The 20,182-nt window shown below is 71.7% G+C and carries 20 protein-coding genes; 9 read left to right on the forward strand and 11 right to left on the reverse strand.

What is annotated here, in order from left to right; all coding sequences use genetic code 11:
• Positions 1 to 41 precede the first annotated feature (41 nt).
• Both IE209_RS29360 and IE209_RS29365 read right to left on the reverse strand, forming a co-directional pair.
• The gene (locus IE209_RS29360) at positions 42 to 1,322 is read right to left on the reverse strand and encodes an MFS transporter (protein WP_189690429.1); all 1,281 of its coding nucleotides are present in this window, start codon (positions 1,320 to 1,322) and stop codon (positions 42 to 44) included.
• 89 nt (positions 1,323 to 1,411) lie between these two features.
• Positions 1,412 to 2,854 (reverse strand): MFS transporter, encoded by a 1,443-nt coding sequence (locus tag IE209_RS29365; RefSeq protein ID WP_229883123.1) that lies wholly within the window; start codon positions 2,852 to 2,854, stop codon positions 1,412 to 1,414.
• 127 nt (positions 2,855 to 2,981) lie between these two features.
• Between IE209_RS29365 and IE209_RS29370 the strand changes: the two genes are divergently transcribed.
• The 4 genes from IE209_RS29370 to IE209_RS29385 all read left to right on the forward strand — a co-directional run bounded on the left by IE209_RS29370 (position 2,982) and on the right by IE209_RS29385 (position 5,429).
• On the forward strand, positions 2,982 to 3,842 hold the full coding sequence (locus IE209_RS29370) for a ParB N-terminal domain-containing protein (RefSeq protein WP_229883124.1): 861 nt from the start codon (positions 2,982 to 2,984) through the stop codon (positions 3,840 to 3,842).
• A gap of 76 nt (positions 3,843 to 3,918) precedes the next feature.
• Positions 3,919 to 4,398 carry a DM13 domain-containing protein gene (locus tag IE209_RS29375; RefSeq protein ID WP_189690430.1) on the forward strand — a complete coding sequence of 160 codons (480 nt, stop codon included), beginning with the start codon at positions 3,919 to 3,921 and terminating at the stop codon, positions 4,396 to 4,398.
• A gap of 99 nt (positions 4,399 to 4,497) precedes the next feature.
• The gene (locus IE209_RS29380) at positions 4,498 to 4,989 is read left to right on the forward strand and encodes a GNAT family N-acetyltransferase (RefSeq protein WP_189690431.1); all 492 of its coding nucleotides are present in this window, start codon (positions 4,498 to 4,500) and stop codon (positions 4,987 to 4,989) included.
• 5 nt (positions 4,990 to 4,994) lie between these two features.
• Entirely contained in the window at positions 4,995 to 5,429 is a 435-nt protein-coding gene (locus tag IE209_RS29385) for a gamma-glutamylcyclotransferase family protein (RefSeq protein ID WP_189690432.1), read from the forward strand.
• A gap of 11 nt (positions 5,430 to 5,440) precedes the next feature.
• Here IE209_RS29385 and IE209_RS29390 read toward each other — a convergent pair whose 3' ends face one another.
• Together IE209_RS29390 and IE209_RS29395 are read right to left on the reverse strand one after the other, a co-directional pair.
• A complete protein-coding gene (locus IE209_RS29390) occupies positions 5,441 to 5,950 on the reverse strand; it encodes a sigma 54-interacting transcriptional regulator (RefSeq protein ID WP_189690433.1) in 510 nt (169 codons plus the stop codon).
• Positions 5,951 to 6,112: 162 nt separating this feature from the next.
• Complete coding sequence (locus IE209_RS29395; RefSeq protein ID WP_189690434.1) at positions 6,113 to 6,349, reverse strand: hypothetical protein; 237 nt, start codon at positions 6,347 to 6,349, stop codon at positions 6,113 to 6,115.
• A gap of 70 nt (positions 6,350 to 6,419) precedes the next feature.
• Here IE209_RS29395 and IE209_RS29400 point away from each other — a divergent pair, with 70 nt between their 5' ends.
• Together IE209_RS29400 and IE209_RS29405 are read left to right on the forward strand one after the other, a co-directional pair.
• Positions 6,420 to 8,390 carry an ABC transporter ATP-binding protein/permease gene (locus tag IE209_RS29400; protein ID WP_229883125.1) on the forward strand — a complete coding sequence of 657 codons (1,971 nt, stop codon included), beginning with the start codon at positions 6,420 to 6,422 and terminating at the stop codon, positions 8,388 to 8,390.
• A gap of 100 nt (positions 8,391 to 8,490) precedes the next feature.
• On the forward strand, positions 8,491 to 8,859 hold the full coding sequence (locus IE209_RS29405) for a hypothetical protein (protein WP_189690435.1): 369 nt from the start codon (positions 8,491 to 8,493) through the stop codon (positions 8,857 to 8,859).
• An 11-nt stretch (positions 8,860 to 8,870) separates the two neighbouring features.
• Here IE209_RS29405 and IE209_RS29410 read toward each other — a convergent pair whose 3' ends face one another.
• Positions 8,871 to 10,487, reverse strand: a complete 1,617-nt coding sequence (locus tag IE209_RS29410; RefSeq protein ID WP_189690436.1) for a hypothetical protein — start codon at positions 10,485 to 10,487, stop codon at positions 8,871 to 8,873.
• A 124-nt stretch (positions 10,488 to 10,611) separates the two neighbouring features.
• Here IE209_RS29410 and bla point away from each other — a divergent pair, with 124 nt between their 5' ends.
• The gene (gene bla, locus IE209_RS29415) at positions 10,612 to 11,517 is read left to right on the forward strand and encodes a class A beta-lactamase (protein WP_189690437.1); all 906 of its coding nucleotides are present in this window, start codon (positions 10,612 to 10,614) and stop codon (positions 11,515 to 11,517) included.
• An 18-nt stretch (positions 11,518 to 11,535) separates the two neighbouring features.
• Here bla and IE209_RS29420 read toward each other — a convergent pair whose 3' ends face one another.
• A complete protein-coding gene (locus IE209_RS29420) occupies positions 11,536 to 12,447 on the reverse strand; it encodes a lysylphosphatidylglycerol synthase transmembrane domain-containing protein (RefSeq protein ID WP_189690438.1) in 912 nt (303 codons plus the stop codon).
• Between the two features lie 4 nt (positions 12,448 to 12,451).
• Complete coding sequence (locus IE209_RS29425) at positions 12,452 to 13,471, reverse strand: glycosyltransferase family 2 protein (protein WP_189690439.1); 1,020 nt, start codon at positions 13,469 to 13,471, stop codon at positions 12,452 to 12,454.
• Positions 13,472 to 13,583: 112 nt separating this feature from the next.
• On the opposite strand from IE209_RS29425, the gene IE209_RS29430 reads away from it, so the two are divergent.
• Positions 13,584 to 15,053, forward strand: a complete 1,470-nt coding sequence (locus tag IE209_RS29430; RefSeq protein WP_189690440.1) for a glycosyltransferase family 39 protein — start codon at positions 13,584 to 13,586, stop codon at positions 15,051 to 15,053.
• On the opposite strand, the gene IE209_RS29435 is transcribed toward IE209_RS29430, so the two are convergent.
• The 4 genes from IE209_RS29435 to IE209_RS29450 all read right to left on the reverse strand — a co-directional run bounded on the left by IE209_RS29435 (position 15,035) and on the right by IE209_RS29450 (position 18,720).
• Entirely contained in the window at positions 15,035 to 16,387 is a 1,353-nt protein-coding gene (locus IE209_RS29435) for an ATP-binding protein (RefSeq protein ID WP_229883126.1), read from the reverse strand. The genes IE209_RS29430 and IE209_RS29435 overlap by 19 nt on opposite strands.
• Complete coding sequence (locus IE209_RS29440) at positions 16,384 to 17,052, reverse strand: response regulator transcription factor (protein WP_189690441.1); 669 nt, start codon at positions 17,050 to 17,052, stop codon at positions 16,384 to 16,386. The genes IE209_RS29435 and IE209_RS29440 overlap by 4 nt, the downstream gene beginning before the upstream one ends.
• 48 nt (positions 17,053 to 17,100) lie before the next feature.
• On the reverse strand, positions 17,101 to 18,288 hold the full coding sequence (locus IE209_RS29445; RefSeq protein WP_189690442.1) for a glycerophosphodiester phosphodiesterase: 1,188 nt from the start codon (positions 18,286 to 18,288) through the stop codon (positions 17,101 to 17,103).
• A 120-nt stretch (positions 18,289 to 18,408) separates the two neighbouring features.
• A complete protein-coding gene (locus IE209_RS29450) occupies positions 18,409 to 18,720 on the reverse strand; it encodes a hypothetical protein (protein ID WP_189690443.1) in 312 nt (103 codons plus the stop codon).
• 190 nt (positions 18,721 to 18,910) lie between these two features.
• Between IE209_RS29450 and IE209_RS29455 the strand changes: the two genes are divergently transcribed.
• Entirely contained in the window at positions 18,911 to 20,122 is a 1,212-nt protein-coding gene (locus IE209_RS29455) for an MFS transporter (RefSeq protein ID WP_189690444.1), read from the forward strand.
• Positions 20,123 to 20,182: the final 60 nt, after the last annotated feature.

Below are 20,182 nucleotides of genomic sequence, written 5' to 3' on the forward strand. Positions count from 1 at the left end.
GATTGAACTGTTCCAGCGGCGCCGGCAGGGGTATCCAGGCGTTACGGCGCCGCAGCGTCGGCGCGGTCCTGCGCATGCTCGCGCGCCAGTGCGCCCTGCAGCAGCTCCTGCGTCACGCGCATCTGCGCGCCGGCGGGCGACATCTGCGTGGTCGGCACGAAGGGGGCCACTGGCGCGGGCTCAGGCCGCACCTTGTGGCGGCGCAGGAAGAGGGCGGCAAGGCCGGCGTTGAGCACCAGGAAGGCCCAGAACAGGCCTTGCTCGCCGGCCTGCGCCATGAGCGGCGAGATCGCCAGCGGGCTGATCGCCGAGCCGATGGAGTTGATCAGCAGCAGCCCCTGGATGGTGCCGACCAGGGCGCCGGCCGGGGCCTGGTCGGCCGCATGGCTCACGGCCACCGGGTACACCGCGAACACACCGCCGCCGAGCAGGAACAGCAGCACCACCAGCACCGTCTGGTGGTCCGGCAGCGCCAGGACGAACAGCGACAGCAGCGCACAGTACCCGCTCAGCGCTGCCAGCACGGCGCGCCGGTCACGCCGGTCCGACCAGCGGCCGATCGGGTACTGCAGCACGACCGCGCCCAGGATCACGCAGGCCATCAGTTCGCCGACCTGGCCCACGTCCATGCCCACACGCTGCAGGTACAGCGGCAGCAGCGTGTAGACGGCCGCGATCGCGATGCCCGAGCCGAAGCAGCCGACCACGCCCGTGGGGGACATGCGCAGCAGCCGCAGCAGCCGCAGCGGCTCGGTGCGCTCGGCCGCCGGCGCGATGCGCGGCACGATGACGATGGGCAGCACCGACAGCGCAGCCAGCATGCCCGCCACCATGAAGGGCACGGTGTCGCCCCCCGCATGCAGCCGGCCGAGTGCGGCCTGGCCCAGCATGCCCGCGCCATAGAAGGCGATCATGTACAGCGCCAGCAGCCGCCCGCGCGTCTTCTGGTCGCCGGCCAGCAGCAGCCAGCTCTCCACCACCAGAAAGATGCCCAGCGTGGCCCAGCCGTTGACGAGCCGGAACACGGTCCAGGCCGTGGGATCGAAGACCATGCAATGCAGCAGGAAGGAGGCCGCGGTCAGCGAGGCGAAGCCGCTGAAGGCGCGGATGTGGCCGATGCGGCCGATCAGCCGGTCGCAGGACACGGCGCCCAGGGTCAGGCCGATGAAGTAGGCCGAGGAGACCACGCCGATCAGGTGGGCCGGCACACCGGCGGCGTCCAGCCGCAGCGTGCTGAGGGAGGCGATGAAGCCGTTGCCCAGGCTCACGATGAACAGGCTGAGCAGCGGGCCGAGGAGCAGGGGGAGCAGGTGGCGCGACACGGAGGCAGACAGGCGGGGACGCCGATGCCCTTTCATGGCGCAGCGGCCTCGCCGCGCGGAAGGCCTCGGCGTCCGGCAAACCTGGCAGTTTAGCGGTGCGGGATGTCGGTCTCCTGGCTGCTCAGCGGCGGCGCGATGTCCTCGAGCGACCGGCGTTCGGCGTCGATGCCGTAGCGCCAGGCGATCGCCGCGGCCACGATCACGAGCGCGGCGCCGACCGCATAGCCCACGAACACATTGGCGCGGCTGCCGGTCTCGATCAGCGCGCCGAACAGCGCGGGCGCCGCGAAACCGCCCATGCCGGCACCGACGGCGAAGAAGAGCGAGATGGCCAGCGCCCGCATTTCCAGCGGAAACAGCTCGCTGGCCGTCAGGTAGGCCGAGCTGGCCGCGGCCGAAGCCAGGAAGAACACCGCTGACCAGGCCAGCGTCTGCGTCACTGCATCGAACCAGCCCTGCACGAAGCCCCAGCCCGTCAGCAGCAGGGCCAGGCCCGACAGGCCGTAGGTGGCGGCGATCATGGCGCGGCGGCCGCGGTCGAACAGCGGACCCAGCAGCCAGGGCCCCAGCACGTTGCCGGCCGCGAACGGCAGGATGTACCAGCCCACGGCCGTGGCCTGTACGCCGTAGAAGCGCGTGAGCACCAGCGCGTAGGTGAAGAAGATCGCGTTGTAGAAGAAGGCCTGCGAGACCATCAGCGCCAGCACCACGGCGCTGCGTCGGCGGTAGTGGTGCAGCAGCACGCGGGCGACCTGGGCCAGGCCAGGCAGCGCCTTGCGCGTCGGATCGTCGGCCATCGGCAGCGGCGGCGCCGGGCGCCAGTGCGGATGCTGTGCCTGCACCTCGGCCTCGATCGCGCGCACGGTACGTTCGGCCTCGGCCGCGCGGCCGTGCGCGAGCAGCCAGCGCGGGCTCTCGGGCACATGGCGGCGCACCACGAGCACGGCCACGGCCAGCACGGCACCGAGCAGGAAGCCCAGGCGCCAGCCCAGCGCCACGTCGAGCCAGGGCAGGTCCAGCAGCACCAGGCTCAGCGCCGCCCCCATGCCGGCGCCGATCCAGAAGCTGCCGTTGATGGCTAGGCTCACGCGGCCACGCACGCGCGCCGGGATCAGTTCGTCGATGGCCGAGTTGATGGCCGCATACTCGCCGCCGATGCCCACGCCGGTGGCGAAGCGGCACAGCGCGAACCAGCCGAAGCCGGTCGCGAAGGCCGTGGCCATGGTGGCCGCCATGTAGACCACGAGCGTGAGCAGGAACAGCCGCTTGCGCCCCAGTCGATCGGCCATGCGGCCGAACCACAGCGCGCCCACCACGGTGCCCAGCACGTAGAGCGATCCGGCCCAGCCGACCTGGCTGGCCGACAGCGCCAGCGTGTCGGGCCGCTCCAGCACGCTGCCGAAGGCGCCGACGATGGTGACCTCCAGCCCGTCGAGCACCCAGGCCACGCCCAGGGCCAGCACCACGCGCCAGTGCCAGTGCGACCAGGGCAGTGCGTCCAGGCGGGCGGGGAGGGTGCTGGGGGCGGTCACCCGCGCATGCTGGACCGCAGGCGCCGCCGATGCTGCCGGACGGGGCCGCGCGCGGCCGTCGGCGCCGGTGTTCGGCTGCGCTTCTACAATCCGCGCCCTTTGTGCAGCCCTGCCTCCCACGCCACCCATGGACATCGTCGTCAACGAAGAACTCAAGGCCTACATCGATCCGCTGACGCCGGATGAATACGAGGCGCTCGAGCGCAGCCTGCTGGCCGAGGGCTGCCGCGACGCGCTGGTGCTGTGGGGCGATGTGCTGGTGGACGGCCACAACCGCTACGGCATCTGCCGCAAGCACGGGCTGCCGTTCCAGACCGTGCAGAACACGCGGTTCCAGTCCATCGAGGACGTGCACCTGTGGATGATCGACCAGCACCTGGGGCGGCGCAGCGTGTCGGACTTCCAGCGCGGCGTGCTGGCGCTGCGCAAGCGCGAGATCGTGGCCAGCCGGCGCGAACGTGCCAAGGCAGCACCGGCCGAGGACGCAGGCGCCGCGCCGCCGGAAGCTGCCGCGCCGCTGCCCAAGAACGAATCGCTGGACAGCCGCGAGGCCTTGGCGCGCGCCGCGCGGCTCAAGAGCAGCCAGGTCGTCATGATCGAGAAGATCCAGCAGAGCGCGGCGCCCGAGGTGGTGGCCGCCGTCAAGTCCGGCGAGATCACGCTAAGCGCCGCGGCCGCCGTGGCCAGCCTGCCCGTCGAGGAGCAGACCGCCGCGGCCGCCGCCGGCAAGGACGAGCTCAAGCAGGCCGCCAAGCGCGTGCGCGAGGGCAAGCGCAAGCCGGCGCGCGAGAGCAGCGAAGAGGCCGGCTCGGCCGAATCCGCGGTACCGCCCGGAGAGGACGAGGTGGCTGCGCTGCGCAAGCGCGTGCGCGAGCTCGAGGCCGAGAACGCGGCACTGCGCAAGCAGGTGCTCACCCTGCTGGGCAAGCCGGGCCAGAGCGCGGCACCGGCCTCTGCGCCAGGCGAGGACGCCGACGCACCGTTCTGAGCGGGATGCGCGGGCCTGTGCGGCGGCGCGGTGAGGGGCCAGAATGCGGCCATCGCTCCCTTCGTCCGAGGCCGCCATGTCCCGCACCACCCGCTTCGTCCTGCTGCTGGGTTCGCACCTGGCCGTGCTCGGATTCGGTTTTGCGCTGGGTGTGTACTTCCTGCCGGTGCTGACGGCCCCGCCTGCGCCCAGCGCCGCCGAGGTCGCCGCCCAGGCCCGGGCCGCGCAATGGACTGCGCGGTTCCGCCGCGATCTGAAGGACAGCGACGCGCTGCACTGGGGCGAGGGCACCGTCACGGTGGCGGCGCGCAGCATCGCGTTGGCCGGTGAGCTGGCCCCGGGCCCGGACTACAAGCTCTACCTCTCGCCCGAGTTCGTCGAGACCGAAGCCGACTTCCTGCGCTTGAAGGCCGCCATGGTGCGCGTCGGCGATGTGCGCACCTTCCGCAACTTCGTGGTGGCCGTGCCCGAACCCATCGACGTGGCGCGCTACACCACGGTGATCGTCTGGTGCGAGAGCTTCGGCCAGTTCATCACGGCGGCCCGCTATCGCTGACCCGTACACCGCGCCGTCCATGCCGGCGTCGCGCCGGATCGGCGTGCGCCGTCTCGGCGCAGGGGCCGCGCGCAGGCCGGGCTGCGGCACACTCGGCCCATGACCGTTGTCCAGATCCGCCCCGCCCGCTCCGCCGATGCCGATGCCATCGCCGCGTTGATCCTGCCGATCCAGCAGCAGGAATTCGGCATCCCCATCACGCGTGAAGCCCAGCCGGACCTGGCCGACGTCCAGGGCTTCTACCAGCAGGGCAGTGGCAACTTCTGGGTGGCCGAGGCCGGTGGCGCCGTGGTGGGCAGCATCGGCTTGCGCGACATCGGCGGTCGGCAGGCCGCGTTGCGCAAGATGTTCGTCGCGCCGGCCTGGCGCGGCGCACACCACGGCGTGGCGCAGGGGCTGCTCGACACGCTGCTGCAATGGGCGGCCGCGCAGGCCGTGGCAGAGGTCTACCTGGGGACCACGGCGCAATTCCTGGCCGCGCACCGCTTCTACGAGAAGAACGGCTTCGCCATGGTCGACCGCGCGGCGCTGCCGCCGGCCTTTCCCGTCATGGCGGTGGACAGCCGTTTCTACCGCCTGCGCCTGGGCTGAAGGCCATGGACACGCTGGTCTTCGTCTACGGCACCCTCAAGCAGGGCTTTCCGAACTTCTTCCGCAACAGCGGGCGCCGCATCGGCGGGACCTACCGCACACAGCGTCCCTATCCGCTGTATGTGGTGCAGCTGCCCAACGAAGACCGCGCCCCCTGGCTCGTGGACCTGCCTGGCCAGGGCCAGCAGGTGGCGGGCGAGGTCTACGCGGTGGATGCCGCGCTGCTGGCGGCCATGGACACCTTCGAGGAGGTGGGGCTGCCGGGCGGCTACGTGCGCGCGCAGATCGCCGTCCAAGCCCTCGAAGCGCCGCACACCGTGCTGCACGTGCAGGCTTATCTCAAGCCGCCGGCGCAACTGGTGCCCGGGCAGCCGCGCGAAGGGCCGTTCGCCGCCTACACCAAGGCGCTGGCGGTGGGCTACCGCATCGATCCGGGCTGAGAGCGTCTGAGTCAGACCCTCGCCGCCCCGCGTGCAGGCAGATCGATGCGGGCCATGGCCAGCCATGGTGCCAGCGTGCTGTGCCAGGCGGTTGCCCCGGTGCGGGCCTGCAGCTCCTCGGCCCCTGCGATCCAGCGCACGGCGGGCGCGCGCTGCGCCTGTTGCCACAGCAGCGCCTGGCCGCCCGCCGGCAGGCTGGCGATGCCCTCCAGGAACAAGGTGCCGCCTGCGGCCAGCTGCACGAGCCCGGGGAGCATGCTGTCCAGCGGCGCGCCTCGCAGCGTCGCGCAGTGCAGGGAAATGAAGGGGCGTCCACGGCGCGGGCCGAGGTAGTGCACGGCGCGCGCCACGCGTGCGCGGCCGCTGCTGTGCTCGCCGCTGATCAGCAGCGGCGTGTCATCGGCGGCATGCGCGCGCGCCGTCTCCATCGCGGTGGCCAGCAGGCCGACCGCGTCGGCCTGGCCCAGGCCCGGGGCTGCTGAAGTCTCTGGCGCCGCGCCGCTGGGGCGCAAAGAACTCACGGAGCTTGCGTGCATGCCTGGTCGTCCCCCTGGCGGGCTGGCGCCCTGTTGTTCGGCTTGTGCACCGAACTGTAGGTCTGCGCTGTGCTCCTTGTGTTGCGATCGTGTTTTGTCACAAAAGGAGCGTTTGGATACATCTCGCGGAGAGCCGTGCGCCGCGCCTCATGCCCACGCCAAGCCGTACCGCAACAGCCATTCCCAGGGCTCGCGGTAGACCGGGCGACCTTCGCTGAGCAAGCGCAAGGCGATGGGCGCGCGGTGGCCGAGCAACGCGGCGCATTCGGATGCCCAGCCTTGCAGCTGCGGCGTGACGACCAGCTCCTGCAGGCCGGAGACAGGATGGCGACGAAAGTCGTGGTGGGGGGTGGGAGGAAGCGCGGGGCTCGAGGCGAAGGGCATTCACCGCCGTTGCATGAGACGGTGGGTGCGCGCCAGGCCGTGCGGCTGCGCGAACAAGACGTTCAGGTTCATGGCGGTGCATTCTGTCCAGCACGATCGCTTCCGCCTACATCAAATGATGCAGCTACGAACCACGTGGGACGCCTACCGCATGCGCCGCGCGGTGATGCCTCCAGCAAGCTGCGGCACTGTCCCACATCTCGGAACCGGTGCGGGTTCTAGCCTCCCGGCACACCTACCGCTGCACTCCATGCCACAAGCCATTTCCGCGACGCTGCCGACGCCGCCCCAGATTCCTCAGTCGCATGGAGCGCCGACGCACGCCGCCAGCTCCTGGCAACGCTTCCTGCAGTTGGCCAAGCCGTTCTGGTTCGGCGATGCGCGGATGAAGGCCTGGGGCCTGCTTGCCACGCTGGTGTTGCTCATGTTGTGCGAAACCCGGCTGGCCGTCCTGTTGAACGACGAGGCCGGTGAACTGATGTCGGCCCTGGCGGGCCGCGAGTCCGACCGGTTCTGGAGCGCCGTGCGGACCACCCTGGTGCTGGTCGCGATCGCAGCGCCGTGCTATGCCATCTACTACTTCATGCGTGACACCTTCGCCAACCATTGGCGACGCTGGCTCACGGGACGCTTTCTCGACGGTTACCTGGCCGAGCGGCGCTACTACAGCCTGGCGCAACAGTCCGAGCTGGACAACCCGGACCAGCGCATCGCCGAGGACATCAACACCTTCACAGGGCGCTCGATCCATTTCCTGCTGATCCTGATCGGTTCGGTGATGCAGCTGGCTGCCTTCAGTGCGGTGCTGTGGTCCATTTCCGAAGCGCTCGTCGGCTTCCTGGTCGTGTACGCGGTGGCGGGCACCGTGGGCGCGATGTACCTGTTCGGCCGGCCGCTGATCACGCTCAATTTCGCCCAGCTGCGCAAGGAGGCCGACCTGCGCTTCAGCCTGATCCAGGTGCGCGAGAGCGCCGAATCCATCGCCTTCCACCGCGGCGAGGCGCAGGAACGGGCCCAGATCGATGCGCGCTTCGACGCCGCCTTTCGCAACTACGCCCGTCTCGTGCGGCGGCAATGTGCATTGAACCTGTTCCAGCGCGCCTTCACCCAGCTCACGCTGGTGCTGCCGGCCGTCATCCTCGCTGCTGACGTGCTGGCGGGCCGCCTGGAAGTCGGCCGCGCCGTGCAGGCCGCTGGCGCATTCGCCATGGTCCTCGGGGCAGTCGCGCTGATCGTCGACAACTTCGAGAGCCTGAGCCGCTTCGTCGCCGGCATCGACCGGCTCGACGAGTTGTCCCGGCGCGTGCTGGCGCCAGCGCAGGACGCAAAGGTCGATGCCGTGGCCCGCGCGCCGGCGGCCGAGCAGCCGGACCCCCAGATCAGGCACGACACGGCGGACTTCGTCGGCGCACAGTCGTTGTGCGTCACCGTGCCGGGGACGCAGCGCGTGCTGATCGAGCAGCTCAGCTTCGCACTGGCGATGCGTGATGCGCTGCTGATCACGGGGGTGAGCGGCTGCGGCAAGAGCTCTCTGCTGCGCGCGCTGGCAGGGCTGTGGCGCGAAGGGTCGGGCAGGATCTGCCATCCCTCGGACAAGTCCTTGTTCTTCCTGCCCCAGCGCCCCTATGTGCGCGGCGGCAGCTTGCGCGGCCAGCTGCTCTATCCCTTTCCCGACGCGGCGGTTCAGGATGCCGACCTTCTTCGCGCGCTGCAGGATGTGCAACTGGGCCACCTCGCCGGCGAGCCACCCGCACTGGACGCCGAGCAGCCCTGGGACAAGCTGCTGTCCATGGGCGAGCAGCAGCGCCTGGCGCTGGCGCGTGTCCTGGTGCACAAGCCCGACGTGGTGGTGCTCGACGAGGCCACCAGCGCGCTCGATGCCGAGAACGAGGCTGCCATCTACGCGCGCCTGCGGAGCAGCGGCGCCTGCCTGGTGAGCGTGGCCCACCGGGAGGCGGTGCGGCAGTTCCATACCCACCATCTGTCCCTCACGGGGGGCGGCCGTTGGCAGTTCGGGCCGATCGTCGGCGAGCACGCTTAGCGTGGGGCCCGCGCGCTCGGTTGCGACCGGTTACCAATCCGTGCCGGTGCGCGGGCCACATCGCTTAGCCGCAGGCCTGCGCTCGTCGCCATCCAGTGGCATGCCACCTGAAGTCCGCACCCTGCTGGTCCGTTTCCGCGATGCGCTGGCGCGCACGCGGCTCCCCGACGACGCGCACGGGCTCGCTAACGATCTGGTGAACCACCTGATCGCGCTGCACGACGCCGGCACGCTGACGGCCCCCTTCCTCAAGATGGCGCTGGAGCCGTTCCACGAGCTGCCGCAGGTGGCGCAGATCGTGGGACCGCTCGTGCGCTTCGCGGCCCACCAGTCGGCCGCCATGGGACACCGGGAGTTCCGGCGCAGCGATTCGCTTCCGTGGATCAGCTCGTCCTACGCCAGCCTCGAGCCCAAGGGCGTCCTGGACGGGCTCTCGGGCTTCAGGCCTTCGGACTTTCCTCAGGACTAGATGCAGGGGCCTCAACGCGCCCGTGGCCGGCGCGGTGGCGGCTCCAGCGCCAGCAGCTCGGCCGGCAGGCCGTCGTTCCACACTTCGCGGAAGTAGGCCCGGTCACTGGGCACCAGCTGGGGCAGGGATTCGCGCAATGCCGCCAGCGCCTGCGCGGCGAGCGCCAGCTTGCCGGCGTGCGCGGCGAACCAGGCCTGCTCGAGCAGCAGGCCGCAGTACTGCAGGCCCGGATAGCGGCGCGCGCCGCTGCGGTGTTCGGCCAGGCGCTGGCCGGCCACCTGGACCCAGTCGTCCGGCCAGTCGGCACCGCGAAACACTTCGGCCAGCGGACCGGCTTCGCGCGCCAGGGTGGTGGGCGTCAGCGGGGCCAGCGCACGGAACTGCGCCAGCGTGCAGCGCGGTGGTGGCTGACAGGCACCGCGCGCGATGCGCAGCAGGTAGATCGCGTTCCAGGCCGAGCGGCCCTGCAACTCGGCCTGGCCGCTGAGCCACTCGCTGAACGCGATCCACTGGATGGCGCGCGGCCGGGCACGGTCCACGCCGGCCTGCAATCCCACGCGCTCGAACAGCCAGACCGCCATGCCCATGTTGGCCGCCACGTGCTGGGCCGCGTCGAAGGAGTGCGACTCGAAGGCCGCCGCCAGTGCGCGGCCGAAGTGCTGCAGCGACTCCTCGGCCTGCGCGGCGGCCTGCGTCGGTGCCTGGGCTGCGCTGCCCAGTGCCTGCGACCGGCAGGCCAGCGCCCACAGGTTGCTCCATTCGAAGCGCACCTGCGGATGGTGGGCCAGCAATGCGCCCTGGGCCGGATCGCGCGCGATGGCCTGCAACTGCGCGCGCGCGGCCGGCAGGTCGCGCGCCGTGTAATCGCACCAGGCCGAGACGATGGCGGCCATGGCGCCCAGGTAGTCGTGGCCGGCCACGTGGCGTGCCAGGCGCTGGCGCGCCAGCGCCTGCACGCGGCGGCGCGCCTGGGCGTCGTCGCCGATGCGGCGCCACAGCAGCGCTTCGTTGAGCGTGACCAGCGCGCGCTGGAAGTCGCTGCCGGCCAGTTGGGCCGCACGGCGCATGGCCTGCAGCGCGCTGGCCGGCGCGGGTGTGCCGCCGGCCGTCAGTTGCGCGGCCCAGCGGCCCTGGCGCATGGCCTGTTGCGCGGCCACGAGCTGCTGCCAGAAGCCGGCGTCCTGCAGGTGCACGGCCTCGGGCGGCGTGCCCGGAGCCGCGCCGGCGCAGGCCAAGGGCGCCGGCAGGCCCAGGAAGGCGGCCCGCTCGGCCGGCGTGGCGGGCCGGCCTTCCACCTGCAGCTGCACCCGCCGTGCCTGGGCCTCGGGCAACCAGAACGGGCCCTGGCTGCGGCGCTCCGCATTGAGAAAGCGCGGGTCGCGCTGGCGGTCCTCGCCCCAGCCGACCGCCAGGCCCCAGGCCTTGAAGTCGCGGAAGGCGCGGCTGACCAGCATGCGCTGCGTGCGCGCCGCCGACACCTGCCCGCGCAGGTCGTCGATGCGCACCGGCTGGCCCGCGGCATGGGCATGCAGCAGGCGCGCCAGCAGCCACAACGATTGGTAGGTCGCGGGCCGGCCATCCACGGTCTGCGGGGAGCTCAGTTCGACGGTGACGGTGGCAGTGCGCATGTGACACAGGTTACACCCGTGCAGGGCGGTCGTGCCCGGAGCTTGGTGCGGCGCGCGCGGCTGCCTAGCATGCGCAGCGTCGCGACACCTCTCTTCCTTCCAACCCTTCTTCGGAGACCCTTCGATGCATCCACCCCGTTTGCGCGGCCGCCGCCGCTTGCTGCTGGCCGCCGCCGCCATGCCGCTGTTCAGTGCCTGTGCCGCACCGGCGCGCCGCACTGGCCAGGCGCAGGCCGAACGCGAACTCGCCGCCCTGGAGCATGACTTTGCCGGCCGCATCGGCGTCTGCGCCATCGACACCGCCGACGGCGCGCTGCTGGGCCAGCGCGCCGACGAGCGCTTCCCGATGTGCAGCAGCTTCAAGGCGGTGCTGGCCGCGGCCATCCTGGCGCGCAGCAGCGCCGAGCCCGGCCTGCTGGCGCAGCATGTGCGCTACCAGCGCGGCGATCTGCTGTCGCATTCACCGGTCACCTCGCAGCACCTGGCCGAGGGCATGAGCGTGGCCGCGCTGTGCGAGGCCACCGTGCAGACCAGCGATAACGCCGCCGCCAACCTGCTGCTGCAGCGTGTGGGCGGGCCGGCCGGGCTCACGGCCTTCATGCGCAGCATCGGCGATACGCAGTTCCGGCTCGACCGCTGGGAGCTGGAACTCAACAGTTCGATCCCGGGCGATCCGCGCGACACCACCACGCCGCGCGCCATGGCCGAGAGCCTGCGCAAGCTCGCCGTCGACGACGCGCTGGCGCCGACGCAGCGCGCGCAGCTGGCCACCTGGTTGCGCGGCACGGTGACGGGCGCGGCCCGCATCCGTGCCGGCATGCCGGCTGGCTGGGTCGTGGGCAACAAGACCGGCACCAGCGGCCAGGGTGCCTACGGTTCGGCCATCGACGTGGCCGTGGTCTGGCCGCCAGCGCGCGCACCGCTGGTGCTGGCGGTGTTCACGACGCGGCACGCGGCCGATGCGCTGGCGCTGGACGCGCCGATCGCGCAGGCGGCGCGCATTGCGGCGCGCTGGGCAACGCGGGCCTAGCGGCCGGGGCGCCGGCGTTCAACGCGCGCTGCGCCGCTGCAGCAGCATCAGCCCCAGGCCGGCCGCGCCCTGCACGAGGGCGAGCACGCCGTACAGCAGCGAGACCGCCACCGCGGACGCCGAGGCCACGCCGAACGGCGCCAGGCTCAGCGCGGCCGCGGCCTCGCGCGTGCCCCAGCCGCCGAAGCTGACGGGCAGGGCCGCCATCAGAAAGGTCGGTGCTGCCGCGATGGCATAGGCCCAGTAGGGGGTGTCCAGGTGCAAGGCCCGGCCGCAACAGGCCAGCGCGCCGACCGACAGCAGCTGCACCAGCGCCGATTGCAGCAACTGGCGGCCGAACTCGCCGGCGGTGTCGGGGCGCTGGGCCAGCACGGCGTTGCGGCCCCGCAAGGGCCCGCGCTGCAGGGCCCACAGCACGGCCGCCGGCAGCGCCAGCAGCAACACGGAGGCGGCCAGCGGCAACGCCATGCCGAAGTCCGGCAGGCCCCAGCCGACCAGTGCCGCCTGCGCGCCGCCGTGCCAGCTCCAGGCGGCCACCACGGCCGCCAGCACCCAGAGCATCCACAGGCCGCTGAGCCGGTCCAGCAGCACCGACAGGCCCGCGGACCAGGTCTCCATGCCGCCGCGGCGCAGCGCCACGGCGCGGAACACGTCGCCGCCGACCACCGCACCGGGCAACAGCGCGCTGAGCGCCATGGCCTGGAAGTACAGGCGCAGCGCGCGCCCGAGCGCCAGCCCGTGGCCGAGCCAGCGCACCAGAGAACGCCAGCGCCAGGCCGAGACCATGTTGGACGCGACCGCGCTGGCCAGCGCCGCCGCGAGCCAGCCGGGCTGGGCCTGGCGCAACTGGCGCGCCACGTCGCCGAGGTCGACGAACCACAGCACGCCCAGCAGCAGGACGGGCGCGATCGCGATGCGCAGCCAGACCATGGGGTCAGGCGGCCGGACCGGGGCTTTCGGGCTCGTCGCGCAGGTGGTACTGCCTGCCGCCACCGCCTTCGTAGTAGATGCGCATCATGACCTCGCCGATCAGCCCGGCGACGACCAGCTGCATCCCCACCAGCACCAGCATCACGCCGGCCAGCAGCAGCGGGCGCCCGCCGATGGCCTCGCCCGCCAGCTTCTGCACGAACAGCCAGGCCAGGATCAGCACGCCCGGCGTGGCCAGCCACAGGCCCAGGCCGCCGAAGGCGTGCAGCGGACGCTGGCGGTAGCGCAGGAAGAACAGCACGAGCACCAGATCGAGCACGACGCGGAAGGTGCGGTCGATGCCATACTTGGACTTGCCCTTGGCGCGCGCATGGTGGCGCACGGGCACCTCGGCGATGCGCGCGCCGGCATCGTGCGCCAGCAGCGGCAGGAAGCGGTGCAACTCGCCATAGAGATGGATGCGGTCGACGATGTGGCGCCGGTAGGCCTTCAGCGCACAGCCGTAGTCGTGCAGCTGCAGGCCCGTGGTGCGCGAGATCAGCCGGTTGGCCAGCATCGAGGGCAGCTTGCGCGACAAGGCCTTGTCCTGCCGGTTCTGGCGCCAGCCCGACAGGGAGTCGAGCTCGGGCTCGGCATCCAGCCGGTCCAGCAGCGCGGGGATGTCCAGGGGGTCGTTCTGCAGGTCCGCGTCCAGCGTCACCACGTAGCGCCCGCGCACGCGGTCGAAACCGGCCTGCAGTGCGCAGGACTGGCCGTAGTTGCGCGCCAGGCAGACCGGGCGCAGCCAGGGCCGCTCGCGCGCGAGCTGGCGCAGCAGCGCGGGCGAGCCGTCGCGCGAGCCGTCGTCGATGGCGATCAGCTCGAAGCTGCGGCCGCTGGCCTGCATGGCCTCGCCCACGCGTGCGACCAGGTCGGGCAGGCTCTCGGCCTCGTTGAACATGGGCACGACGATGGACACCTCCGGCGGCTGCGGTGCAGCGGCAGGGTGCAGGAGCGTGGGATCGGGCAAAGGGGCGGTGGGCATCGTTGGAGGGAGCTGCTTTCTGGGGAGGCGGGCGCGAGCGCCGGCGCCACGGCTGCCGGCCATTGGTGGGCGAGGGCCGCTATCATCGCGCGCGAATTCGAGCTTCCCCACGATGGCCGGCACCCCCCCTGCGCTTGCGCGCGCACGCATTCTCCCCGCAACGGCCATGCCGCCCTGGGGCTGGCTGCTGCTTTATTTCGCGGCCCATGTGCTGGGCCGTGTGCTGGTGTCGCCGGCGCTGGAGCTCGACGAGGCCGAGCAGGCCGTCTGGACCCAGCACCTGCAATGGGGCTACGGCGCCCAGCCGCCGCTGTACACCTGGCTGCAGTGGGCCGTCTTTCAGCTGCTGGGTGCCTCGGTGTTCACGCTGTCGCTGCTCAAGAACGGGCTGCTGGCGCTGGCCTACGTCTGCGTCTGGCTGGCCGGCCGCACGCTGATGCCGGCCGGCCTGGCGGCCCTGGCTGCGGCCACCATGCTGCTGTTGCCGCAGATCGGCTGGGAGGCCTCGCGCGATCTCACGCACTCGGTGCTGCTGACGACCGTGTCAGCCGCCACGCTGGCCGTGGTGCTGGCGCTGCTGCGCAGCCCGCGCCCCGCGCTGTACCTGCTGACCGGGGTCGTCGCAGGTCTCGGAATGCTGTCCAAATACAGCTATGCGGGCTTCCTCGGGGTGCTGCTGGCGGCCCTGCTGACCGGGCGCGACACGCGCGCCGTGCTGCTCAACCGCTGGACGCTGGCCGCCGTGGCCGTGGCCGCGACGATGGTCGTGCCGCACGGCCTGTGGGTGCTGCAGCATTGGGGGCTGGCGGTGGAATCCACGGCCGGCAAGCTCACGAGCGCGGTTCCGGTGGGCTTCTTCCAAGGGCTGTGGCGCGGCCTGACCAGCCTGGTGCTGGCGGTGCTGGCCTTCGCCGGTCCCTGGGCGCTGGCCATGGGCCTGCTGTTCGGCCGCGGCGCGTTGCAGGCCTGGTCGCGGTGGTGGCGGCCGCAGGCTGCGCCGGCCGGGAGCGGCCTGCACCTGCAAGCGCTGTGGCAGCGCTACTTCGTGGCGCTGGGCCTGCTGTTCCTGGCGATGATGGTGTTCGGCGAGGTCACGCGCTTCAAGGACCGCTGGATGATGCCCTTCCTGTTCCTGCTGCCCGTGGCCTTCTTCGGCTGCGCGCCGGAACTCGCGCAGCATGCGCGGCTGCCACGCCTGCGCCGGGTGCTGGCCACGGTGGCCGTGCTGGTGCTGGTGCTGCTGACGGCCCGCGTGCCCTACAACGCCATGCGCGACAAGCCCGACGAGCTGAACCAGCCCGTGCGCGAACTGGCCCAGGCGCTGCGCGCGCGCGGCTATGCGGGCGACGGCATCATCCTGTCCAACGACCGCACGCTGGCCGGCGCGCTGCGGCTGCAGTTCCCGCGCGCGCACATCGAGGTCGACGACGGTGACGGCAACCTGCCGACGCAGCGCCCGCTGCTGTGGGTCGAGCCGCTGACCGACGCGCTGCCCACGCGGCCGCACGACCTCGTGCTGCCCTACCTCTTCTCGGCCACGGGCGACGTGCCCGCGCGCTACCGCTACGCGCTGCTGCCCTGAGCGGGCGGAAAATCCAGCAGCACTGCCAGTCCCCGCCCGTCCAGCCCGTCGGCGAAGTGCAGCCTGGCGCCGTGCAGCGCCGCGATGCGCGCGACGATGGACAGGCCCAGGCCGTTGCCGCTCTGGCCGGTGCCCAGCACGCGGAAGAAGCGCTCGCCCAGGCGCGCGCGCTCGGCCGGCGCCACGCCCGGGCCGTCGTCGCGCACGGCCAGGCGCACGCCGCCGTCCGGCAGGGGCGTGGCGCTCAGCTGCACCTGGCCGCCGGGCCGGCCGTAGCGCACGGCGTTGTCGAGCAGGCCGCGCAGCGCGCTGGCCAGCAGCGCCGGCTCGGCCTGCACTGTGCTGGCCTGCAGCGTCTGCGTGACGCGCATGCCGCGCGCCTGCGCGGCGCTGCGGTCCAGGCTCTCGAACAGCGCCGCCAGGTCCACGTCCTGGCGTGCCAGGGCGGCATGCTCGGGGTCGAGCCGGGCCAGCGCGAGCAGGCTCTCGACGAGCGCCGTGCAACGGTCCACGTCCTCGCGCAGGGCACGCAGGGGGTCGGCGGGCCCGGCCTGCTGGCGTTCGAGCAGCTGCACGCGCATGCGCAGCGCGGCCAGCGGCGTGCGCAGCTCGTGCGCGGCATCGGCCGTGAAACGGCGTTCGGACGCCAACGCCAGCTCCAGCCGGGCCAGCAGCGCGTTCAGCGCATCGAGGATGGGCCGCAGCTCGCGCGGCTGGCCGGCGCCGGCCACGGGCGAGAGGTCCTGCGGCGACTTGGCAGCGATGCCTGCGGCCGTGCGCTCCAGCGGTGCCAGCTGGCGCCGGATCGCCAGCCAGCAGACCGTACCGAGCAGCAGCAGCAATGCCAGCGCCGGCCAGGCCAGCTTCTCGGCCATCTCCTCCAGCAGTTCCAGCCGCTCTTTCCAGGGCTGGCCGACCTGCGCCGTGAGGCCGCTGCGCGCGTCGCGTTCGACGTAGACGCGCCAGTAGGCGCCGTCGGCCCAGACGTTGTCGTGGAAGTCGCGGCGGGCGTCGCCGCGCACGAAGGGCTGGGCCGGCGCATCCTCGGCGCGGCTGCGCACGCGGCCCTCCGCATCGACGAGCTGGTAGTACAGCTTGAGCCGGCTCTCGCCCTGCAGCGCTGCGCCCGGTCGCGTGGTGGTGCCGCGCTGCGACGGATCCGCGCCCAGCGCCAGCGCCAGGCGCGCGGTTTCCTCGAGCGCTTCGTCGAAGACCTCGCTGGACCCATGCCAGGCCACGCCCACCACGATGGCCAGGCTGACCAGCCAGGCCGTGACGCTGGCGCCCAGCACCCACGCGAGCAGGCGGCGCCGCAGCGAATAGGAAGACTTCACGCGGCCGCCAGCCCGTAGCCCTGGTTGCGCACGGTGGTGATGAAGCCGCTGCCCAGCTTCTTGCGCAGGTTGTAGATGTGCACCTCGATGGTGTTGCTCTCCACCTCCTCGCCCCAGCCGTAGAGCGCCTCCTCGAGCTGCGCGCGCGAGAGGATCTGCCCGGGCCGGCGCATCAGCGCGCGCAGCACGGCGAATTCGCGTGCCGTCAGCGCCAGCGGCGCGCCATCCAGCAGCACGCGCTTGGCCGCGGTATCCAGCACCACGGCGCCGTGGCGCAGTTCCGTGCTGCCCTGGCGCGCCTCGCGCCGCAGCAGCGCGCGGATGCGGGCCGAGAGCTCCTCCAGGTCGAAGGGCTTGACGAGGTAGTCGTCGGCGCCCAGATCCAGCCCCTGCACACGGTCGTGCAGGGTATCGCGCGCGGTGATGACGATGACAGGCACCAGCCCAGCCGGTGCGCCACGCTGGCGCAGCGCTGCCAGTACTGCATCGCCTTCCAGGCCGGGCAGGCCGCGATCGAGCAGCACGCACTGGTAGTCGTGCGTGGCCAGTGCGGCGGCGGCCTGGTCGCCGCGCTGCAGCCAGTCCACGGCGTAGCCGTCCAGCTGCAGCCAGGACTGCAGCGAACTGCCGAGCGAGCGGTCGTCTTCGAGGAGCAGGATGCGCACAGCCGCGAGGCTACACCCTGCGGCTGAAGCGAATCTGATGCCCCGCGTTCAGCGGGCCTTGAGGGCCGTGTCCGGGAAGTCGCTGAAGACACCGTCCACGCCGGCGGCGTAGAAGCGCTTGTACTCGTTGACGGGGTCGCCCTTGTCGTCCGAAGGCAGGCCGGTCACCTCGTTGCGGAAGGTGTAGGGCACGACCATGAGCCCGGCCGCATGCGCGTCCTTGATCACGTTGGTCACCGGCATCACCACACGGTCGCGCTCGTCGATCTTGCCGTCGCCGTTCAGATCATCGGGCTGGCCGTCGTTGTTGGCATCGACCTGCTTCGTGGGGATCAGGTAGGGCTTCCAGGGGCCGATGATGTCCGCATAGGTCTTGACCTCGCGCAGGCCCTCGGGCGTCAGCAGGCTGGCGAAGGTGCGCGGGTCGCCCGCGACGGCGAAGTCGTAGGGCTTGTCGTAGGGGGCCACCAGCTGCATCTGGCCGTTCTTGTCGACCGAGTCGCCGTCGACGAGCTGCACCAGGCGGATCTGGCTCTTGCTGCGCAGGTACTTGAGGTTGGAGACCTCGAAGGACTGCACGATCACGGGCGAACTCTTCTGCGTGTAGCCGTAGCTGGCCAGCAGGTCGAGCAGCCGGTCCTCCAGCTTGAGGTTGAGGTTGGCGTGGAAGGTCGGGTGCTTGGTCTCGGGGATCACGCCGACCGTGCGGCCCAGGCGCGCGCTTTCGGACTTGGCCAGGTTCAGCACCTCCTGCAGCGTGGGGATGCGGAACTGCTGGTTGTAGCTCTGGTCGCGGGCGGGGTTGGCCTGCTTGGCGAACAGGGTCTTGAGTTCGGCCAGCGTGAAGTCAGAGGCGAACCAGCCTTCTTCGCTCACACCGTCGACCACCTTGGTGGTCTTGCGGTCGGCGAACTCGGGGCGCGTGGCCACATCGGTGGTGTTGGTGATGTTGGGCTCGTGGCGCGCGACGAGCACGCCGTCCTTGGTCGCCACGAGGTCGGGCTCGATGAAGTCCGCGCCCATGTCGATGGCCAACTGGTAGGAGGCCAGCGTGTGCTCGGGCCGGTAGCCGCTGGCGCCACGGTGGCCGACCACCAGGGGCTTGTCGCCGCTCAGCGTGGGGTAGTCGTCACCGCCGCCGCCGCCGCAGGCGGAAAGCAGGGCGCAGGCGGCCAAAGTGGCGGCCAGGGGGCGCAGGGTCACACGCAGGAAAGGGCGCTGGTTCAGCGGCGGCATATCGGTCCTCCTTGTTGTTGGGCGGCGAGTCTCCGCAGCCACTATGACAAGGCCGTGAACCGAACGGCAGCAGATTTGCAAGGAGTTGTGACGCGCAGGCCGCGCCGCGCAGGCCAGCCGTCAGATATCGACCGGCACCTTGAGCCGGGACACCGGCACCAGGCCCTGGTCTCCGTCTTCGTAGACCAGGTAGACGGCGGTCGACACCAGGCTCCAGCAGGCGGTGTAGCGCCGGCCCTGCAACGTGGCCGAGGCGGTGCGGAACAGCGGCCGGTCGCCGGGATCGATGCGCTGCAGCACGGCCTCGTTGCTGCAGGCCGCATCGGTGAAGCGGATCGAGTCGGCGCCTTCGTTGACGACCAGGTCGTTGGCGTGGGCCGCGGTGGCCAGCAGTGCCGCGCAAAGCACTGGGAGCAAAGCGGTGGTTCGCATGGTGTTCTCCTGTGGGTGCGCGGCGGGCTGTCGCGCCATGGTTTCATTCTGGTCGGCGCCTGCCCGGGCGCTGTAGGACGCGGCGCGCTCCACGCGTTGCCGCGGGCGGACCCCGTTGTCCGACGCCGCGCACGGGCCGGACACTTTGGCCGCTTGGGGCAACAATCGATGGCTTCGCCCCCGCTCTTCCATGCCCGTTCTCTCCCCTCCCACCATCCGTCCCGTCTGGCTCACGGCCAACCTCGTCGCGCAACTGGCCCTGGGCCTGCTGGCCATGACGGTGTGCCTGCCCTCCATGCAGCAGTGGCCTGCCGAGTTCGGCGCGACCCAGGCCGAGGTGCAACTGGGCTTCGGCGGGTATGTCGCGGCCTACGGTGTGTTCCAGCTGGTCTACGGCGCGGTGTCGGACCGCATCGGCCGCAAGCCCGTGCTGCTGGCCGGGCTGACGCTGGCCCTGCTGGCATCGCTGGCGGCCGCGCTGGCGCCCAGCCTCGCGGTGCTCAACCTGGCGCGGACCGTGCAAGGCGCGGGCTGCGCAGCCGGCATGGTGATCGGCCGGGCGATGGTGCAGGACCTGTTCACGGGCGCCGAGCGCACGCGCGTGATGGCCTTCATCGGCATGATGATGGGCCTGTGTCCGCCCACGGCCATGCTGCTGGGCGGGCAGATCCATGCGCGCTGGGGCTGGCAGGCCAACTTCGTGCTGATCGCCGGGCTGGCCGCACTGCTGCTGGTGGCGGCCTGGCGCTGGCTGCCGGCCACGCAGCCGCCGGCACACACCAGCGGCGCCAGCGTGGCGGCGCTGCTGGGCGGCTACGCGCGGCTGGCGCGCGAACGCGCCTTCGTGCTGTACGTGACCATCCTCGCGATGACGGCTGGCACGTTCTATACCTTCCTGGGCGGGGCGCCGCTGGTGCTGGCCAGCTACGGCGTGGGGCCGCAGCAGATGGGGCTGTACATCATGACGCCGCCCATCGCCTACGTCGTCGGCAACCTGCTCACGCAGCGCCTGCTGCGCATGGGCCGCAGCGACCGCTTCCTCATGAACCTGGGCCAGGCCGTCACGCTGAGCGGCCTCGTCGCGGTGCTGGTGCTGGGCCTGGCGGGCCTGCACCACCCGCTTGCGCTGTCGCTGCCCATGCTGGCGATGGGCATCGGCCACGGCCTGCTGCTGCCGCCCACGCTGATCGGCACGGTGGGCCTGGTGCCCGCGCTGGCCGGCTCGGCCGCGGCGGTCGCCGGGCTCATGCAGCAGCTGACCGGGGCCGTGGGCGGCTTCGCCGTGAGCCTGGTGCCCATGGACGGGCCGGTCTGGCTGGGGGTTCTGATGTTGGGCTGGGCCGCTGGCGGGCTGCTGGCCCAGGTGCTGCTGTGGCGGCGCGGCCATGTCGTGGAGCGCTGAGGCCGAGCGCGCTGCATCTGCGCGTTTTTCATCCTGCTGACGTGGGCCATTTGCTCAAAT

This window comes from Pseudorhodoferax aquiterrae (assembly GCF_014652235.1).
Taxonomy (GTDB): domain Bacteria; phylum Pseudomonadota; class Gammaproteobacteria; order Burkholderiales; family Burkholderiaceae_C; genus Pseudorhodoferax; species Pseudorhodoferax aquiterrae.

Coding starts and splice junctions, on each gene's coding strand:
- IE209_RS29430 (WP_189690440.1), top strand. CDS start 13,584: ATGGCCGGCACCCCCCCTGCGCTTGCGCGCGCACGCATTCTCCCCGCA.
- IE209_RS29425 (WP_189690439.1), bottom strand. CDS start 13,471: ATGCCCACCGCCCCTTTGCCCGATCCCACGCTCCTGCACCCTGCCGCT.
- IE209_RS29450 (WP_189690443.1), bottom strand. CDS start 18,720: ATGCGAACCACCGCTTTGCTCCCAGTGCTTTGCGCGGCACTGCTGGCC.
- IE209_RS29400 (WP_229883125.1), top strand. CDS start 6,420: ATGGCGGTGCATTCTGTCCAGCACGATCGCTTCCGCCTACATCAAATG.
- IE209_RS29375 (WP_189690430.1), top strand. CDS start 3,919: ATGTCCCGCACCACCCGCTTCGTCCTGCTGCTGGGTTCGCACCTGGCC.
- IE209_RS29370 (WP_229883124.1), top strand. CDS start 2,982: ATGGACATCGTCGTCAACGAAGAACTCAAGGCCTACATCGATCCGCTG.
- IE209_RS29445 (WP_189690442.1), bottom strand. CDS start 18,288: ATGCCGCCGCTGAACCAGCGCCCTTTCCTGCGTGTGACCCTGCGCCCC.
- IE209_RS29410 (WP_189690436.1), bottom strand. CDS start 10,487: ATGCGCACTGCCACCGTCACCGTCGAACTGAGCTCCCCGCAGACCGTG.
- IE209_RS29380 (WP_189690431.1), top strand. CDS start 4,498: ATGACCGTTGTCCAGATCCGCCCCGCCCGCTCCGCCGATGCCGATGCC.
- IE209_RS29455 (WP_189690444.1), top strand. CDS start 18,911: ATGCCCGTTCTCTCCCCTCCCACCATCCGTCCCGTCTGGCTCACGGCC.
- IE209_RS29395 (WP_189690434.1), bottom strand. CDS start 6,349: ATGCCCTTCGCCTCGAGCCCCGCGCTTCCTCCCACCCCCCACCACGAC.
- IE209_RS29420 (WP_189690438.1), bottom strand. CDS start 12,447: ATGGTCTGGCTGCGCATCGCGATCGCGCCCGTCCTGCTGCTGGGCGTG.
- IE209_RS29405 (WP_189690435.1), top strand. CDS start 8,491: ATGCCACCTGAAGTCCGCACCCTGCTGGTCCGTTTCCGCGATGCGCTG.
- IE209_RS29385 (WP_189690432.1), top strand. CDS start 4,995: ATGGACACGCTGGTCTTCGTCTACGGCACCCTCAAGCAGGGCTTTCCG.
- bla (WP_189690437.1), top strand. CDS start 10,612: ATGCATCCACCCCGTTTGCGCGGCCGCCGCCGCTTGCTGCTGGCCGCC.